This window comes from Micromonospora krabiensis (assembly GCF_900091425.1).
GTDB classification, from domain to species: Bacteria; Actinomycetota; Actinomycetes; order Mycobacteriales; family Micromonosporaceae; genus Micromonospora; species Micromonospora krabiensis.
In genome coordinates, this window is record NZ_LT598496.1 from 1,912,389 (window position 1) to 1,928,729 (window position 16,341).

A 16,341-nucleotide genomic window follows, 5' to 3' on the forward strand; every position below is an offset into this window, starting at 1 on the left:
GCCTCAGTGGGGAGCGAGCCGGACGTGCCCGGCTCTGCCCACCGCCTCCAGATCCCAGATCTTCCCGAAGGCACGGACCCGCTCCGCCGTGATCCGGCCCAGCTCCGGCGGAATGTTCGGATCGAGGACGAGCCTCCCGTCGACCGGCTCCAGGCCCACCATTGCCCGGACCAGGGCCAGCGGGGTTCCGGTGGCCCAGGCCTGCGGGCTGCACGCCGTCGGGTACGGGACCGGAAACAGGACGCGACTCCGCGGGAAGCCGGCGATCGCCTCCGGCAGTCGGTGGTCGAAGTGCTCAGCCGCCTTCAGCAACGCCAGGCTGACCCGGTTCGCCTCCTCGCGGTAGCCGTAGCGGGCCAGCCCGAGTACCGCGAGGGAGTTGTCGTGCGGCCAGACGGTCCCCAGGTGGTAGCCGAGCGCGTTGTAGAGCCGCTCCTCCCGGGACAGCGTGCGGATCCCCCAGCCGGAGAACATGTCGTCCGACATCAGCTGCCGCACCACCGCGTCGGCCCGATCGCCGGGCACGATGCCACTCCAGAGCAGGTGCCCCATGTTCGACGTCTTCGCGTCGATCGGGTTCTTGTTCCCGTCCAGCCCGACGGCGTAGAAGCCGCCCCGCTCCGCGATCCAGAAGTCGCGGTTGAACCGGTCGTACAGCGCGGCCGCCTCGCCGCGCAGCCGCTCGGCGAGAGCGCGTTCGGCCAACGGCCCATCGGCGAGCTCGGCGAGTCGCAGCTTCGCGTCGTAGACGTAGCCCTGCAGGTCGCTGGTGGCGATCGGCAGCTCGGGGATCCTGCCGTCGGCGAAGCAGACGCCGTCCGGCGAGTCGCGCCAGCACTGGTTGCCCAACCCTTCCGGGGAGTGGGTGGCGTACTCGACGTAGCCGTCGCCGTCCCGGTCGCCGTACTCGTCGATCCAGCGCAGTGCCGCGAGCGCGTTGTCCTTCAGCAGTCGGACGGTGTCGTCGTCGCGGGTCCACCGCCAGTACTCCGACAGCAGGATCAGCCACAGCTGGGTGGCGTCCGCGGTGCCGTAGTACGGGCCGTACGGCTTCTGCCCGGTCCGGGTCAGCTCGCCGCTCCGGACCTCGTGCAGGATCTTGCCCGGTTCCTCGTCGGTGAACTCGTCGCAGCGCGTGCCCTGGAGCCGGGCCAGCGCGAGCAGCGCCCCCTTGGCCAGCATGGGACCGCCGACGAGCGTCTGGTAGGCCGTGATCAGGGTGTCCCGGCCAAAGACGGTGAGGAACCAGGGCAGCCCGGCACCGGGGAGCATGATCCGCTGGCCCTTGACCTCCAGGTCGAGCCGGAGTGCCGCCAGGTCGTCGCGGGATTTGCGCACCGTCCGTTCCAGCGCGTCGTTGTCGCTGCGCAGCACGGCCCGGCTCTCGACCCAGCGACGCAGCGGGTCGTCCGCCCGCCGGTGGATCACGTCGCCGACATCGCCCCGCACCGGCTCCACCACCCCCATACCGGGCGGCAACGGCACGTGAAGGTCGAGTTCCCACTGCTGCTGCGGTCGCAGGGTGACGACCCAGACCAGTTCGTCGCCCTCGACCTGGTCGGCCGGATGAGAACAGCGCACCCGGGTCTGGGCGGCGAACCCGTCGCGCTCGTAGGAGAAGCAGAGTTCGGACCCGTCCGGGGCGTGGTCACGCGCGATGTGCGCCGACCGGTCCCGGACCCCGGACTTGACCTCGAACAGATCGGCGAAGTCGGCGCCCACGGACAGGCGTAGCTCGACCCGGACCGGGTCCGGCCGGAACGACACGACGGTGAGCCGCTCGCGGAAGCCGTCCCCCACGTCGCGCAGCCGCCGTATGCCGAGGCTGTTCGGGGGCAGACCAGGCAGGTCGGGATTTGTCAGCATGTACTGGGCTGAATAGTGGTCGATCAGGTCGGAGCGCAGATCGAGCAGCCGTCCCCCGTTGACCGACAGCACCCACGTGCTGAGCAGCCGGGTATCCAGATGCACCAGCCCGCCGATGCTGCCCGGCGGCACATCGCCGCACGGGTCGGCGTAGATGAAGGTCGGTCCGTTGAGCACGGCCATCGAGTTCGGCCCCAGTTCGGGCGGCATGGCCCGCTGGTCGCCTTCCGCGGCCGGGACGAGCGCCCCGGGCAGAGGGTTCGCTGGTGTCGGACGCGCGACAGCCATGCCTTCACGCTAGGGAGTCCGGGCCCCGCGCGTCATCACCCCCACCGGGTGAAAGAGCTAGGTGCCCGGACGTCGACAACCAGGGCACCGACCGCAAGACCCGGTGCGTCAGGCGCCCGGCCTCAGTTCGGCGCGGTGATCGCCCACCGCTCGTGGTCGCGCCACGCCCCGTTGATGAACAGGTAGTCCGGCGAGAAGCCCTCCAGCCGGAAGCCGAGCTTGCGGGCCACCCGCCGCGACGGCTCGTTGCCCGGTTGGATGTTCGCCTCCAGCCGGTGCAGGCCGAGCACGGTGAACGCGTGCTCGATCGCCAGCCGGATGCCCTCCGACGCGTGGCCGGTCCCGCTGTACGGCAGGAACGCGGCGTAGCCCAGGTAGCCCCCGCGCAGCGCGCCCAGCACAATCCCGCTGATGGTGGCGTAGCCGGCGATCGCGCCGCTGGCCCGGTCGCAGATCAGGTAGCCCGAGCCGTCCCGCCGACGGATCTTGCTCAGGTACGCGGCGAAGCTCTCCGGGGTGTCCGGGGCGGCGAGCCACGGGTGGTGCAGGTCCCGGCTGCGCGCGGCGGCGGCGAGGAACTCCGTCTCGTCGGTGGGGCGGGGTCGGCGGATCGCGGCCAGTTCGCCGCTACGCAGGTATCGCACGGCGGATCACTCTCACCCGCGGCGGGCGCGTTGTCAAAGCGGTTGTCGGGCCGTCAGCCCTGGCCGAGCCACCGGCCGAGCCGGCGGAGGTTGCCGGCCGGGCCGCCGTCCGCCTCGGCGGCCGTGGTCCGGGCCGGCGCGTCGGCGTCCGCGTCGGGCAGGTCGGTGCTGGGTACCGCGAGCACCACACCCCGCTCGCGGAGTTCGCGGATGGCGTCGCGGCACGCGAACAGGTCCCGGCGCTCCGGCGGCGGCGTCCGCACCACGACGCCGTGGAAGATGTCCTGCCCCTCGTCGGCGACCACGCGCGCGACCGCGCCGACCTGCGTGCCGTCGTCGTGGTAGACCGGCACCCGGTCGGCCAGGGCCAGGTACGAGATCTTCGCCCCGAGTCCGTCCACGAGGTCAACGCTAGTCAGGAAGCGTCGACGTCGGGCCGTAACCGCCGATCCGGCGGCGGGCGCCGGGCTCAGAGCGGGCCGGGGTGCGGCTGGTCGAGCGGCATCGGCACCTGGAGGTAGGTGGTGCCGCGCAGGTCCAGCCGGGCCCAGCCGGGCGAGCGGACGAGTCGCAGCATGACCGCCTCGCAGTTCGGGCAGCGCCCGATCAGCCCCGGGGCGTGCGAGTAGACGTGCAGCGCCGCCATCGGGCCGGACGCGCCGCAGTGCTCGCACCGACCGGTGGCCGCGCTGAGGTCGACGGCGAACAGCTCCCGCAGCGGGCCGTCGAGCATGTTGCCGTCCAGGTAGGACATGTCAGTCATGGTGTCTCCTCGGCGGTCAGCCGGTCGGACCGAACCGTTCGGTCTTCACCCGCCGGGGCTGGTGGCCCAGCCCGACGAGCAGGTCGGCCACGGTCTCCACGAACCCGGTGGGCCCGCAGACGTAGTTGAGCGGCTCCAGGTCGGCGGGCCAGCCGTGGTTGTTGACGTCGGCCAGCCCGATCCGGTGCGGCTCACCCCGCCAGCCCTCCGGCGCCTGCCGGGTGTAGAGGTAGGCCACGTCCAGGCCCAGGTCGTCACGACCGCGCCGGCGCAGCTCCTCGGCGTAGATCACGTCGTCGGGGGTGCGGACGGAGTAGAGCAGCCGGAACGGGGTCATGCTGCCGGCCGCCCGGCGGGCGCGCACGATCGCCATCAGCGGCACGATGCCCGAGCCTCCGCCGACCAGCAGCACGGGGGCGGTGTCCTGCGGGCGCCAGACGAACCAGCCGCCGATCGGCCCGCGGATCTCCACCGGGTCGCCCACGGCGTACGTGTCGATGAGGTACGGCGACACCTCGCCGTCGTGCACCCGTTGGACGGTCACCTCGACGCGCGGCCCGCCCGGGCCGTCCACCACCGGCCCGGCGAGCGAGTACGAGCGGGCGGCCTGGTAGCCGTCGGGCGCGGTGAGCCGCAGGTCCACGTGCTGGCCGGGCAGGTGCCCAGGCCAGTCCGGCACCTCCAGCACCAGCGTCTGCGCCGTCGCGGTCTCCACCCGGCGCTCGACCAGCCGGGCGACCCGCCACGTCAGGGGCGCCCGGGCCGGTGCCGTCGCCACGCGCTCAGTCACCCTGGTACCGCTGCTCACGCCACGGGTCGCCGTAGTCGTGGTAGCCCGCGGTCTCCCAGAAGCCCGGCCGGTCGCTGGTCATCAGCCGCAGGCCGCGCACCCACTTGGCCGATTTCCAGAAGTAGAGGTGGGGCACCAGCAGGCGCGCCGGGCCGCCGTGCTCGGGCGGCAGGTCACCGCCCTCGAAGGTGTGCGCCACCCAGGCCCGTCCGCCGCGCAGGTCGTCCAGGGGGAGGTTGGTGGTGTAGCCGCCGTACGAGTGCGCGAGCACGTGGCTGGCGTCGGTCTCGATACCCTCCAGCAGGGTGTCCAGCGAGACGCCCTGCCAGTTGGTGCCCAGCTTGGACCAGCGCGTCACGCAGTGGATGTCCACGTGCGGGGTCTCCTGCGGCAGGGCCATCAGCTCCGACCAGGACCACCGGTACTCGGCGCCGGTCTCGGTGGTGATGACGAACTCCCACGTGTCCAGCGGGACCCGGGGCGTCGGACCGGCGGAGAGCACCGGGAAGTCCTGGGTCAGGTACTGCCCCGGCGGCAGCGACGGTTCGGACGAGCGGGGCCGGCCCTGGAAGCCTGGCGACACGATTCCCACCCGTCAGTCGTACCACCCTCGGGACGTGAGGCGGGATCATTTCCGCGTACGTCGTGGTGGCCGGGCGTGGCGCGGGCCGCGTGCCGGCGGGCCAGCACGCGGCGGACGCGGTCGTCACCGCCGCTCGGTGACCACCTCGCGCTCCTCCGGGACAGTGTCGCGGGTGGCGCGCAGGCTGGTCAGCGTGACGACCACGAGGATGCCGATGATGACGCCGAGCGACGCCAGGGTCGGGATCTCCGGCACGCCCTTCCAGATGCCGTGCGCCCAGTGCAGGCCGAGCTTGACGCCGATGAAGGCGAGGATGATCGCCAGGCCGTAGCTGAGGTGGACCAGCCGGCTGAGCGCGGCGTGCAGGACGAAGTAGAGGGCGCGCAGGCCGAGCAGGGCGAACGCGTTGGTGGCGAAGACCAGGTAGGGGTCTTCGGTGATGCCGTAGACGGCCGGCACCGAGTCGACCGCGAAGACCACGTCGGTGGCGAGGACGGCCACCACCACGAGGGCGAACGGGGTGAGCGTGCGGCGGCCGGCCTCCCGGATCGTCATCCGCGTGCCGTGGTAGTCGTCGGTGACCGGCATGAACCGACGCAGCAGCCGCACCGAGCGCATCTTGTTGATGTCCACCTCCTGCTGGTGACCCGAGAGGGCGTCACGCAGCAGCTTCACGGCGGTGGCGATGAGGATGACGGCGAAGAGCAGGAAGGCGAAGTCGAGCGTCTCCAGGGCGGCCGCGCCGAGCGCGATGAACACCGCCCGCAGGACGAGCGCGCCGGCGATGCCGTAGAGCAGGACCCGCTGGGCGAGCACCGCCGGCACCGCGAACGCGGCCAGCAGCAGCATGAAGACGAAGAGGTTGTCGACGGAGAGCGACTTCTCGACCAGGTAGCCGGTCAGGTACTGCACACCCAGCTCGGACCCGTAGCGGTTCCAGACCCATGCGCCGAAGGCCAGCGGCAGGGCGATGTAGAACGCGGACCACCCGAGCGCCTCGCGGAGCGACACCTCGTGCGGGCGGCGGGTGACGAGGAAATCGAGCACCAGAAGCGCGATCACACCGGCGATGGTGACGGCCCACAGGGTGGGCGTGCCCACCGTCGTCAGCTCCGCCGCCGACAGGTACGACAACTCGGTCATGGGACCTCCTCGAACACCGTGTCATGTTCGAGGTCTCCTTCACCCACTTTCGTGGGCAACCACCCGAGGCGTGCCCGGCACGCCGTACTGACCGGAATGGTTCGTGGGAAGTACTCCCCTCGCAGCGACAAGGTTAGGTCAGGCTCGATCGGCGCGCCAGGCGGGGGCCGCCCGGCGCGCCGATGGTTGCCCAGGTCAACAACGGTGCGGCCCGGCGACGGGCGCCGACAGCGCGCGACCGCACCGGCCACGGGGGCGGGTCAGCCGCGGCGCAGCGTCGCACCCGGCGCCATCGCCGGTTCCACCATCTCCCGGTAGTCACGGGGCAGTTGGGTCACCACGTCGTCGAACTCACCACCGCTGATGGCCTCGCGCAGCGTGGTGAAGACCGCGCGGGCCGCGTCCCGGGCGGCGGGCTCCGGAACACCCGCGCGCTGGGCGACCCGGGCGACGAACTCGGCCGCCCCGAACCGTTCCGCCGACTCGTCACCGGGGGCCGGTTTGACCACGACCTGCAACGGCTTGGGAAGTTGTGCGGCCAGGTCCAGCATCTCACCGCCGGTCAGCCGCTCGGCCAGCGTCTGGAGGGCGGCCCGGGTCAGGACGACCGCCTGCTCCGGGGACGTCCGGGTCCGCTGGGCCACCTGGTCGACGAAGGTGTCGTAGTTCATCGCGCTCCTCCGGCTGCGTCGGAGGTTGCGGGTACCCGCGGCATCCCATGGAAAACAGGCGCGGGTGGCCCGGGACGGCGCGGTATTTCCTCGGCGCGCCGGGCGTGACCGGCCGGGAGTCGGGTAACCGCCGCCGGTCGTGACCGGATTCGATGCCGCGAGGAGCCGAAACCATGGCGAGCTACGCCGACGTCCTGCAGTACCTGTCGAGCCTGGACTTCCCGGCCGGCAAGGACGACGTGATCCGGGAGGCCGAACGGGAGGGTGCCCCGCCGGACGTGCTGCGCGCGTTGCGGAAGCTGCCGCCGGTGGACTACGCGAACGGCGCCGAGGTGGCCCGCTCGGCCGGCATCGACGCCGCGCCGGAGCTGAGTCCGTCACAGCGCGCCGCACAGGCCCGTGAGCGACGCCCCCGGGTGTCACAGCACCTGCGCGGCATCTGACCGGTGGCGCCCGGGGCCGCCGAGGAGCGCGAGGGACGGGCGGACGGCGCGGAGCCCGACGAGCACGAGCAGCGGCGGGCCGCGGCCCGGGAGGCGGCGAGCCGGCCGCCGGACGGGCACACGCCCGCGGCCGTCCAGATCGCGGTCGTCGGGGTGGTGGGCGTCGCCGTCGCGACCGTCTTCGGGATCCTCGTCTCGCCGGCGCACGCCCCGCTCATCGGGTGGGACGTCGCGGCGGTGACCTGGCTGTCCATCATCTGGAGCAAGATCTGGCCGCTCGACGCGGTCCAGACCGCCCGGCTGGCCGCACACGAGGACCCCAACCGCGCGATCCGCGACGTGGTGCTGATCGTCGCCTGCCTGGCCAGCCTGGTCGCGGTGCTCCTGGTGATCGGCAGCGCGGACACCGTGCGGGCCGGCCCGATGCGGGACCTGTACGGCGGGTGGGGCGTGTTCAGCGTGCTGCTCTCCTGGGTGGTGGTGCACACCGTGTTCGCGGCCCGGTACGCCCGCGTCTACTACACCGGGCCGGACGGCGGGGTGGACTTCAACCAACCGGACCCGCCGCGCTACGTGGACTTCGCGTATCTGGCGTTCACCGTCGGGGCCACCTTCCAGGTGTCGGACACGAACCTCACCAGCGGGGAGATGCGCCAGACGGTGCTCTCACACGCGATGGTGTCGTACCTGTTCGGCGCGTTCGTCATCGCGGCGACGGTGAACCTGGTGGCCGGGCTGACCTGAACCGGCAGCCATCGGGCGGGCGCCCCGGGACGCGAACCGCGACCGGGGCGCCGCACCGACACCGACCTGGTGGTCGGCCACGGCCCGAACCGGGCCTCGACCACCAGGCGGTTGTACGCCCGAACCGGGCGGGCATCACTGCCGCGATCATCGTACAACGCAACATCATCCGAACGGCCAAGAAACGCGAGACTGTAAGCCAGTACACGTCCGACCGATCGGATTCTCACCGGAGGGTGTTCAGCCCATCACCTCGGCGTAACGCTTCTCCAGATCCACCCGCGCGAGCGCGCCGACCAGCCAGGCGAGCCGCTCCGACTCGCCGCTGCCGGCCAGCCCGGCCAGGTCACCGGCGGACCGTCCGAGCCCGAGCCGCCGCGCGGCGGTCAGCGCCCGCCGGTCCGCGACCGGCGCCACCTCCCGCCAGAGCGCCTGCGCCTCCCGGAGGAACAACTCGAGCGCCTGCCCATCCACGCCGGGCAGCTCGGTGAGCAGTCGCCGCTCCTGGGACGGGTCGTAGTGCGCCTTCGCGCGCAACCGGCGCAGGTCGCCCCGGTACTGGTCGACGACGGTCCGGGCGAGGTCGCCCAACATGCTGGCGAGCGCGTCCACGTCGCCGCGCTGGCCCGACTCGCGCAGCACGCGTACCCGCGTCTCGTGCAGCGAGCGGGCCAGCCGCGCGGCGCTGTCCCAGCCCTGGTCCCGCAGCGCCTGCGCGCTGTCCACGGCGCGCCGGAAGTCGCCCCGGCGGGCCAGCAGGACCGACAGGTAGAGCACCTGGAACAGGCTCGACGGATTGTTGGTGACCGGAAAGCCGTACTGTTCGGCGAAGCCTCGCCCGCTGCCGGCGAGCCGGCGCACCAGGCGCTTCTTGTCCTCGACGCTGGAGATCGCAGTGGTCGGCATGCCCGCGACTACCCGTGCCACCAGCGGTCACACCGCCGGCCGGCCGACGGCGCGGCGTCGACCCCCGATCCCGGCCGCGCTACCCGCGCAGACCGCCCAACCGGTCACGGGCCTTCAGCCGGGTGGTGGGCAGCGCCGGGGCGGGCAGCGGCGGCGCGGCATCGTCGGCGACGACGCCGAACCGACGCCCGGCCATCCAGTCCTCCCGGGCGGCGACGACCTCCTCGTGGGAGCGGCCCACGAAGTTCCACCACATCACCAGCGGCTCCTCGAACGGCGCACCGCCGAGCAGCAGCAGCCGGCTGCCCGCGGCACCGCTCAGGCCGAGCCGGCCACGTCCGGTACCGAGGTACAGCAACGCACCCGGCTCGACCGTCACCCCGTCGACGGCGGCGGAACCGGACATCGCGAGGAGCGCGTACTCGAAGTCGGGACGCAACGGCAGGTCGACCGGCTCCGGGCCGCCCAGTTCCAGCTGCGCGCCGACGAGCGGTGTGTGCACCACCGCCGGCGACCGCTCGCCACCGATCTCGCCGACCAGCAGCGTCACGTCCAGGTTGCCGTCGCGCCAGCGCGGCAGGTCGGCGTGGTGGGCGAAGTCGGCGGCACCGGCGCGCGCCGGATCCGGCAGCGCCACCCAGAGCTGGACACCGTGCATCAGCGGCGGGTGGGGCTGGGGTGACCGCTCCGAGTGGGCGATGCCGTGCCCGGAGGTCATCACGTTGAGCTGACCGGGCCGGATCGGCTGGACGTTGCCCAGGCTGTCCCGGTGCAGGATCTCCCCGTCCAGCAGCCAGGTCACCGTCTGCAGGCCGGTGTGCGGGTGTGGCGGCACCTCCATGCCGGGGCGCTCGGCCACGTCGTCCGGCCCGAAGTGGTCCACGAAGCACCAGGCGCCGACCATCCGACGGGTGCGCTGCGGCAGCAGCCGGCGCACCGTCGTGTACCGCCCCAGCGGCACGTCGTGGCCGGGCAGCAGCACGCTGCCGGATTCCTCGGCGGCCATCCCGGCCGGCAGGGTCTGCGCCGGCATCGACTCGGTACGCTCCACGGCCCGACTGTACGTTCCGACCGTCCCCCGGCGGGGCGTTCCGCACACCCGTGTGCGGTGCGACACCGGGCCACCCGTCAGGCGACCCGCGACCGCGGGCGGACACGGACGGGTCGGCGCCCGCCGGAGTGGAACTCCGACGGGCGCCGACTGTCGAACATCCGGGCCAGGCCCGGAATGGTGCCGCGTCAGTGCGACGAGCCCATTCCCAGGCGCTGGCGGCGACGCCAGGCCAGGGTCAGGAGCAGCAGCACCGCACCCGCGCCGACCAGGCCGCCACCGAGCTTCATCGGCGTGCCGATGCTGTCACCGGTGACGGGCAGTGGCGGCTGGGGCCGGTCCAGGACCCGCAGCTCAGTCTCCGCCCTACGGTCCGACTGGGTCGCGACGAAGGTCAGCAGCCCGGTGACGGACGGCTTGTAGCTGCGGCTGAACTCACCGGCGCCGTTGGTGCGCACCGTGAAGCGCAGCGGCGCCGCCGCCTGGAACGCCACCGGCGCCATGGCGACGGTGCTGCCGCCGCTGCGGCGGGCGGTGCCCGCCGCCGGCGCGGCCAGCGGCCCGACCGAGACGGCGATGTCGACCGTCCTGTTGGGACGGAAGCCCACGCCGCGCAGGATCACCGTCTCGCCGAGGGTGATGGTCGGCCGGTTCACGGTCAGGGACGGGAGTACGGGCGAGTACGGCGGTGGCTGGGGCGTGTCCGTGACGCTCGGCGACGGCTGCGGCTGTGCCGCCCCCGCTGCGGTCGGCACGGCCACCACGGCCAGGCCGACCGTGAGCGCCATGATGATGCGGGATAGCCGCATGATTGGTTCCCTCCTACTGGTCACAGCTTGGTGCGGTTTCAACTTGGGTGGTCCACGGGGTGGCCGTGGGGGTTAGCCACAGCTCGGCCTGTCCGGTCCCGGTCTTCTTTCCGGTGAGGACGGTGACCTGCAACGTCCGGCTGGCGCCGGGGCCGACCTCGACGTTCGCCGTGGCGACCTGGCGGCGGCGCTCGGTGCCGCTGCCCACCGCCGTCTCCGCCCCGTCCAGCCGGACGTCGACCACCGTCCCGCCGGTCGGGCTGAACACCGACACCAACGTGCGGACGGTGTACGGGTCTCCCGCTCTGGCAAGGCCGAGGACCGACTCGCTGAGACCGGACTTCGGTGCCGTCGAGTGCAGGGTCACCCGCAACCGGAGCTCGCGGCGGCCGTCGGGCCGGCACTCGCCGACCGTCAGCGTCGCTGCCGGCCGCAGGTAGTAGCCGAGCTTCGCGCCGCTGCCGTCGTTGAGGAAAACGCCGACCGTCGGCACGGTGTCCTGTTCCGGAAGCGCACCGGCCATCCGGCTGTCGCCGAGCGTCCGCTGTTCCTCCGGTCGGGCACTCCAGAACAATATCCGTCGTTCCTCCACAGCACGGGCGAATACGGACAACAACACCTTTGAGTCGACATTCTTCTTAAAAAGGGTGTCGAAGACCGCCGCCGCCGACGCCGCGAAGAACGCGTCCTGCTCACGGGTGTCGAGACGCTGGTAGGTCTCGTTGAGCAGCGTCCGCACCGCCGTGTCGCTGGCGAGCGGCACACCCCCGGGCACCAGCACGGGGCCGGTGGCCTTGAGCAGATAGGACAGCACCACCGGGTCGACGGCCAGCACGCCGTCGACCTTCGTGCCGGTCTTGCGGCGGAACATCTCGCGGTACAGCGACGCGGCGGTCGGGAAGTGCGGGGTCAGGTTCACGTCGGCGGGGTAGATCCCCGGCAGGTCGGTCCAGAGCGCCCGGACCTCCTTGGGCAGCGACAGCGGCGGGGTGAAGCGCCCGAGGGAGGAGCTGCTGCCCTGCTTCCCCATCCGCACCTGACCCTTCTCGGCCTCGATCAGCGCGTACGCGCCGAACATGCCGCCCGTGGCGCGCAGCTCCGCAGGGTTCTGCGACACCAGCAGGTAGGTGCGCTTGCCGTCGGCGCCGAGCAGCGGCGGCAGCAGCCGGGCGCCCTGGTCGACCGCCGCGGTGAGGTCGGCGAGCTGGTCGAGTTCGCCGCGCAGACCGCTGACGGCCTGCCGGACCTGGCTGACCAGACCGTCGGCGTGCACGGTGGCAAGGTCCCGACGGGTGCGCTGGACGACGTCGTCCACCGTGGCGAGGTCGGCGGACACGGTCCGCAACCGGTCCACGTCCAGCCGGCCGCCGGCCGGCACCAGGCTGGCCAGGTCGGCGCGGAGCAGCGTGGGGAAGGCCTGCCGGGCGAGGTCGTCCACGGCCACCGCGATCTGGCGTACGGCGCCCAGGTCGTCCCCGGCGAACGGGGTCCGGCGACCGACCGACCACCCCGGGTCGGCCGTCGCGGAGCGCGCCGCGCCGGACTGCTCCTGGAGCGCGGCGAGCGTGCGCTGGGCCCGCTCGTGGTCCCCACCGAGCACCTGCGCGCTGAGCTCACGGGCCAGGCCGGCGGCGTTGAGCAGGTGGGCGCGGGCCTGCCAGCCCCGGAACCCGACCCAGCCGCCGGCGACCAGCAGGAGGGACGTGACCACCAGCGCGCCGAGCAGCGCGCGCCGCAGCCGGGCCCGACGACGCCGACGGGAGCGGCTCCGCCGCCGACTCGGTCGTACGCTCTCCGACACGCCACACCCCGTTTCCCGGAACCGGACAGAAGGCCCCATACCTTCGCTGTTCTAACACCCGAAACAGGAAATCGTGACGTTATAGCGAATCTGGGTTTATACTCGAACTTTCCTCACGCGCCGATACGGTGCGTGCGCGGCGGCTCAGCCGACGACGCCCGGACGTGCGACGTCGTGCAGCATCCGCTCGATGCGGTCCACCCCGGCGAACTGCGACATCTCCCGCAGGTACGCCTCCCGGCCCCGTCGGCCCATCTCGGTGCGCGCCGGCGGCGGGATGGTGGCGGCCAACCAGAACCGGTCGGCGAGGCTGGCCCAGTCCTCGGGCGGGCAGGAGAGCCCGGCCCGCGCCCGCTCCACCAGCTCGGCGGTGTCACCACCGGCCGAGGCGACCACCGGGGCGGCGCAGGAGAGCGCCGCCTGCAGCTTGCCGGGCACGGTTCCCCGCAGCTCCGGCAGGTCGCGCAGCATCACGAGCTGGTAGTCGGCGGCGGCGTACAGATCGGGCATGTCCACCGGTGAGCGCCGCTGCACGAACCGGACGTTGTCGGCCCGCAGTTCGGCGGCGAGCCCCCGCACCCGCCGCTCGTCCGCGCCCGAGCCCACCAGGACCAGGTCCATCGTGCGATCCAGCGCCGCCGCCGCGCGTACGGCGGTCTCCAGACCGTGCCGGGCGCCCATGGTGCCCGCGTGCATGACCACGCAGCGGTCGTCCCGGCGGACCAACCGGCGGGCGGCCGGGCTCGGCCGCGCCGGCTGGAAGATCCGCTCGTCGGTCCAGTTCAGCACGACCGAGACCTTCGCCGGATCCGCGCCCGCGGCGACCGCCAGGTCCCGCATCGACGGCGCGACCACCGCGATCCGGTCGGCGGCCCGGAACACCCGGCTGGTCGCCGACCCGAGCCGCGCCGCCCACCGGGCGTCGCCGCCGGCCGCCTCCTCCGGCCACAGGTCCTGCACGTGCAGAACGGTCGGCACCCGGCCGAGCAACCGCAGCACCCCGGCGGCCGCGAAGCTGGTGGCCGGCAGCTGGAACACGTAGAGGACGTCGACACCGGCGAAGAACCGCCGCGCGACGAGCGACGCGCTGCCGGCGAACGACAGGTAACTGGTCATCCGGGCCCGGCCGGAGCCGTCGCCGGCCGAGTAGCGGGGCACGCGGCGCACGGTCAGCCGCTCGCTGCGCGTCTCGTACCGCCACCGCTGCCGCCAGCCCGGGTAGACCTGCCCACCCGGATAGTCCGGAAAGCCGGTGAGCACCCGGACCTCGTGCCCCCGGGCGGCCAACTCCTCCGCGAGGCTGCCGGGGATGAACGCCGGCTCCGGCGGGAAGTGGTACGACAGGATCCCGATCTTCATCCCGCGTGCACCGCCGTCCGCCCCGTCCACACCGGCGCGGCAGCACGACTCCCGCCCGCCCGGTCCGCGTACGATGCGGTCAACCCCTCCGCGTCCGGCCGCGACCGCCGGCGCTCCGCCGTCGCGGCGAGCCCGTCCGCGACCGCACCGACGAGAGGGATCCAGATGACCGACCGGGTGCTGTTCGTCTGCCACGCCAACCTGTGCCGGTCGCCGATGGCCGAGTACCTCGCGCGTCGCCTGCTCGCCGACCGACCGGTCGAGGTGTCCAGCGCCGGGACCGACGCCATGGAAGGGTTGCCCATGCACCCGTACGCGGCGGACGTCGCCGCGGAGACCGGCGCCGACCCGACGGACTTCCGCAGCCGGCGGCTGCGGCCGGAGCACCTGGTCGGCGCCACGCTGGTGCTGACCGCGACCCGACGGCAGCGGTCGGTGTGCACCGCGCTCGCGCCCGCCGTGCTGCACCGGACCTTCACCCTGCGACAGTTCGGGCGACTCGCCGACGCGGCGGAGCCACCGGCGGACCCGGCCGGCGACCCGTTGCGGGCCGCGGTGGAGGCCGCCGCCCGCGCCCGGGGGCGGTTGCAACCCGCCACCCCCGGCGCGGACGACCTTCGGGACCCGATCGGCGGCACCGCCGCCGACTTCCGACGTTGCGCCGAGGAGATCGAACGGTCCATGCGATCCCTCGCCGCGCTCATCGGGGCAGCCGGGTGAGTTCCTGCGTACGGTCGCTGACGCCGTTCAGCCGGCCGCCCTCGGCGTGCCGGGGCGTGGCGGCCCCGTCGCTCGCCGCGACCGAGCTCTCCGCCGCGGCGACCACCCGGTAGGCCTCGTACTGGTACGCCTCGGCCTTCGGCATCTTGGCCATGTTCAGCACGCAGCCGAGCAGTCGGACCGACACCGCGTGCAACGCGCGGGCGGCCGCGGCCACCTGCGCCCGCGAGGTGCGGCCCTGCTGGCTGACGAGCAGCGCGCCGTCGGCCTGCACCGCGACCACCACACCGTCGGTCACCGCGAGCAGCGGCGCGGTGTCGATGATGACGATGTCCGCGGACTCCCGCAGGGCCAGCAGCAGGTCCGCCATCGCCTTCGAGCCGAGCAGCTCGCTCGGGTTGGGCGGAGCCGAGCCGCTGGGCAGCACGAGCAGGGACTTGTCGCCCCAGCGCTGCACGACGTCGCCCACCTGGACGTCACCGACCAGCACGTCGGTCAGACCGACGCCGGCGTCGATGCCCAGGTAGTCGTCGACCTTCGGCCGACGGAGGTCGGCGTCGACCAGCAGCACCCGCCAGCCCGCCTCGGCGAGCGCGATGGCCAGGTTGCAGGAGAGGGTGGTCTTCCCCTCGCCCTGGAGCGCGCTGGTGACCGCGATGACGCGGGCCGGCTCGTGCACGTCGACGAAGCGCAGGTTCGTCCGCAACTTCCGGACCGCCTCCGCCCGGGACGAGGTCGCGGCGTCACCGACGATCAGCGGGGCGGAGCGCGCGCCGCTCTCGTACGGGATCTCGCCGAGCAGCGGACTGCCGGTGGCCCGCTGGAGGCCGGCGGCGTCGCGGAGCCGGATGTCGGCCACGCCGCGCAGGATGGCCAACCCGATGCCGAGCACCAGGCCGAGCAGGCCGCCGAGCACCAGGTTGCGCACCGGCTGCGGGGAGACCGGCTCGGAGCTGACCCGCGGGCCGCTCACCACCTCGATCTTGAGGGGGGCCTTCCCGTCCGGCGGGGTCTCGATCTTCTGCACGAGTTCGACGAACTTCGCCGCGAGGGTCTCGGTCACCTTGAGCGCGCGGGCCTGGTCGGTGTCGGTCACCGACGCCTCGAGCAGCACCGTGCCCGCCTCGGTGGAGGTGCTGACCCGCCGCTGCACCTCGTCGGCGGTCAGGCCGACGTTGTTCTCGGCGACCACGGTCTGCGCGAGGCGGTCGCTGGTCAGCAGGTCGGCGTACGACTTGACACGTTGCTGCAGGAAGAGGCCACCCTGGTAGGCGTCCGTCACGCCCTGGTTGGGGGTGGTGACGAAGAAGGTCACCGAAGCGACGTAACGGGGTTGCGCCCGGACGGTGAGGAACGCGCTGACACCCAGGGCCACCATGACGGTGACCAGCACGACCCACCAGTGGCGGCGTACGTGGCGGAGTTGGCGGAGCAGGTCCATCAGGCGCGCCTCCGCGCCAGGACGGTAACGCCAAAGAACTTCACGAAAACCCCCAAGGTCGTCTTCAAACTCGTGAAACCATTAAAGCCGCTCATGGGACTTATGTCCGGAGTTATGCGTTTTCGACGGTGAACGGCGGCACCCGAATTACCAACCCGGCGAACCGGCATTCGGCAGCGGTGTCGCGGCGGGAAAAGTGCGAGCGTTCCGGCCGGCCGAACGTTCCGGCTGACCACCCGCTCACCCGGTGGGGGCGCAACCGGGTAGCGACGCCGCGGCACCGGACGCGGGTGGGCGGGGCCGGACACGGGCGGCGGGC

The 16,341-nt window shown here is 72.8% G+C and carries 16 protein-coding genes and 1 pseudogene; 3 read left to right on the plus strand and 14 right to left on the minus strand.

Annotated elements, in window-relative coordinates:
- Positions 1 to 3 precede the first annotated feature (3 nt).
- The 8 genes from GA0070620_RS08550 to GA0070620_RS08585 form a co-directional block, all read right to left on the minus strand.
- Entirely contained in the window at positions 4 to 2,154 is a 2,151-nt protein-coding gene (locus GA0070620_RS08550; protein WP_091589357.1) for an amylo-alpha-1,6-glucosidase, read from the minus strand.
- Positions 2,155 to 2,276: 122 nt separating this feature from the next.
- On the minus strand, positions 2,277 to 2,798 hold the full coding sequence (locus tag GA0070620_RS08555; RefSeq protein ID WP_091589358.1) for a GNAT family N-acetyltransferase: 522 nt from the start codon (positions 2,796 to 2,798) through the stop codon (positions 2,277 to 2,279).
- A 53-nt stretch (positions 2,799 to 2,851) separates the two neighbouring features.
- Positions 2,852 to 3,199: a hypothetical protein gene (locus tag GA0070620_RS08560; protein WP_091589359.1), complete on the minus strand. Its 348-nt coding sequence runs from the start codon at positions 3,197 to 3,199 to the stop codon at positions 2,852 to 2,854.
- A gap of 68 nt (positions 3,200 to 3,267) precedes the next feature.
- Positions 3,268 to 3,561 (minus strand): DUF6510 family protein, encoded by a 294-nt coding sequence (locus tag GA0070620_RS08565; RefSeq protein ID WP_091589360.1) that lies wholly within the window; start codon positions 3,559 to 3,561, stop codon positions 3,268 to 3,270.
- Between the two features lie 16 nt (positions 3,562 to 3,577).
- On the minus strand, positions 3,578 to 4,339 hold the full coding sequence (locus GA0070620_RS08570) for a ferredoxin reductase (RefSeq protein ID WP_091589361.1): 762 nt from the start codon (positions 4,337 to 4,339) through the stop codon (positions 3,578 to 3,580).
- A 4-nt stretch (positions 4,340 to 4,343) separates the two neighbouring features.
- Positions 4,344 to 4,934, minus strand: a complete 591-nt coding sequence (locus GA0070620_RS08575) for a sulfite oxidase-like oxidoreductase (protein ID WP_197677568.1) — start codon at positions 4,932 to 4,934, stop codon at positions 4,344 to 4,346.
- A 123-nt stretch (positions 4,935 to 5,057) separates the two neighbouring features.
- Positions 5,058 to 6,077 carry a TerC family protein gene (locus GA0070620_RS08580; protein WP_091589363.1) on the minus strand — a complete coding sequence of 340 codons (1,020 nt, stop codon included), beginning with the start codon at positions 6,075 to 6,077 and terminating at the stop codon, positions 5,058 to 5,060.
- A gap of 260 nt (positions 6,078 to 6,337) precedes the next feature.
- Entirely contained in the window at positions 6,338 to 6,748 is a 411-nt protein-coding gene (locus tag GA0070620_RS08585; RefSeq protein ID WP_091589364.1) for a DUF2267 domain-containing protein, read from the minus strand.
- 173 nt (positions 6,749 to 6,921) lie between these two features.
- On the opposite strand from GA0070620_RS08585, the gene GA0070620_RS08590 reads away from it, so the two are divergent.
- Both GA0070620_RS08590 and GA0070620_RS08595 read left to right on the plus strand, forming a co-directional pair.
- Complete coding sequence (locus tag GA0070620_RS08590; RefSeq protein ID WP_091589365.1) at positions 6,922 to 7,191, plus strand: DUF2795 domain-containing protein; 270 nt, start codon at positions 6,922 to 6,924, stop codon at positions 7,189 to 7,191.
- A gap of 3 nt (positions 7,192 to 7,194) precedes the next feature.
- Positions 7,195 to 7,935 carry a DUF1345 domain-containing protein gene (locus GA0070620_RS08595; protein WP_197677569.1) on the plus strand — a complete coding sequence of 247 codons (741 nt, stop codon included), beginning with the start codon at positions 7,195 to 7,197 and terminating at the stop codon, positions 7,933 to 7,935.
- 240 nt (positions 7,936 to 8,175) lie between these two features.
- On the opposite strand, the gene GA0070620_RS08600 is transcribed toward GA0070620_RS08595, so the two are convergent.
- From GA0070620_RS08600 to GA0070620_RS08620, 5 genes and pseudogenes are all read right to left on the minus strand, one after another.
- Positions 8,176 to 8,841, minus strand: a complete 666-nt coding sequence (locus tag GA0070620_RS08600) for a hypothetical protein (RefSeq protein ID WP_091589366.1) — start codon at positions 8,839 to 8,841, stop codon at positions 8,176 to 8,178.
- A 79-nt stretch (positions 8,842 to 8,920) separates the two neighbouring features.
- Entirely contained in the window at positions 8,921 to 9,892 is a 972-nt protein-coding gene (locus tag GA0070620_RS08605; protein WP_091589367.1) for a pirin family protein, read from the minus strand.
- A gap of 188 nt (positions 9,893 to 10,080) precedes the next feature.
- Entirely contained in the window at positions 10,081 to 10,701 is a 621-nt protein-coding gene (locus GA0070620_RS08610; RefSeq protein WP_091589368.1) for a hypothetical protein, read from the minus strand.
- A 13-nt stretch (positions 10,702 to 10,714) separates the two neighbouring features.
- Positions 10,715 to 12,502, minus strand: coding sequence for a DUF4012 domain-containing protein (locus tag GA0070620_RS08615; protein WP_231922293.1), 1,788 nt, complete (start codon positions 12,500 to 12,502; stop codon positions 10,715 to 10,717).
- A 148-nt stretch (positions 12,503 to 12,650) separates the two neighbouring features.
- Positions 12,651 to 13,861: pseudogene (locus GA0070620_RS08620) on the minus strand (glycosyltransferase family 4 protein); the annotation flags it as partial.
- Positions 13,862 to 14,026: 165 nt separating this feature from the next.
- Between GA0070620_RS08620 and GA0070620_RS08625 the strand changes: the two are divergent.
- The gene (locus GA0070620_RS08625) at positions 14,027 to 14,581 is read left to right on the plus strand and encodes an arsenate reductase/protein-tyrosine-phosphatase family protein (protein WP_091589371.1); all 555 of its coding nucleotides are present in this window, start codon (positions 14,027 to 14,029) and stop codon (positions 14,579 to 14,581) included.
- Here the strand turns inward: GA0070620_RS08625 and GA0070620_RS08630 are convergent.
- Complete coding sequence (locus tag GA0070620_RS08630) at positions 14,562 to 16,022, minus strand: polysaccharide biosynthesis tyrosine autokinase (RefSeq protein WP_091589372.1); 1,461 nt, start codon at positions 16,020 to 16,022, stop codon at positions 14,562 to 14,564. The genes GA0070620_RS08625 and GA0070620_RS08630 overlap by 20 nt on opposite strands.
- Positions 16,023 to 16,341: the final 319 nt, after the last annotated feature.

Excerpts from the sequence above, each read along its gene's own strand:
- GA0070620_RS08550 (WP_091589357.1), bottom strand. The coding sequence starts at position 2,154 with ATGGCTGTCGCGCGTCCGACACCAGCGAACCCTCTGCCCGGGGCGCTC.
- GA0070620_RS08565 (WP_091589360.1), bottom strand. The coding sequence starts at position 3,561 with ATGACTGACATGTCCTACCTGGACGGCAACATGCTCGACGGCCCGCTG.
- GA0070620_RS08580 (WP_091589363.1), bottom strand. The coding sequence starts at position 6,077 with ATGACCGAGTTGTCGTACCTGTCGGCGGCGGAGCTGACGACGGTGGGC.
- GA0070620_RS08585 (WP_091589364.1), bottom strand. The coding sequence starts at position 6,748 with ATGAACTACGACACCTTCGTCGACCAGGTGGCCCAGCGGACCCGGACG.
- GA0070620_RS08590 (WP_091589365.1), top strand. The coding sequence starts at position 6,922 with ATGGCGAGCTACGCCGACGTCCTGCAGTACCTGTCGAGCCTGGACTTC.
- GA0070620_RS08600 (WP_091589366.1), bottom strand. The coding sequence starts at position 8,841 with ATGCCGACCACTGCGATCTCCAGCGTCGAGGACAAGAAGCGCCTGGTG.
- GA0070620_RS08610 (WP_091589368.1), bottom strand. The coding sequence starts at position 10,701 with ATGCGGCTATCCCGCATCATCATGGCGCTCACGGTCGGCCTGGCCGTG.
- GA0070620_RS08625 (WP_091589371.1), top strand. The coding sequence starts at position 14,027 with ATGACCGACCGGGTGCTGTTCGTCTGCCACGCCAACCTGTGCCGGTCG.
- GA0070620_RS08630 (WP_091589372.1), bottom strand. The coding sequence starts at position 16,022 with ATGGACCTGCTCCGCCAACTCCGCCACGTACGCCGCCACTGGTGGGTC.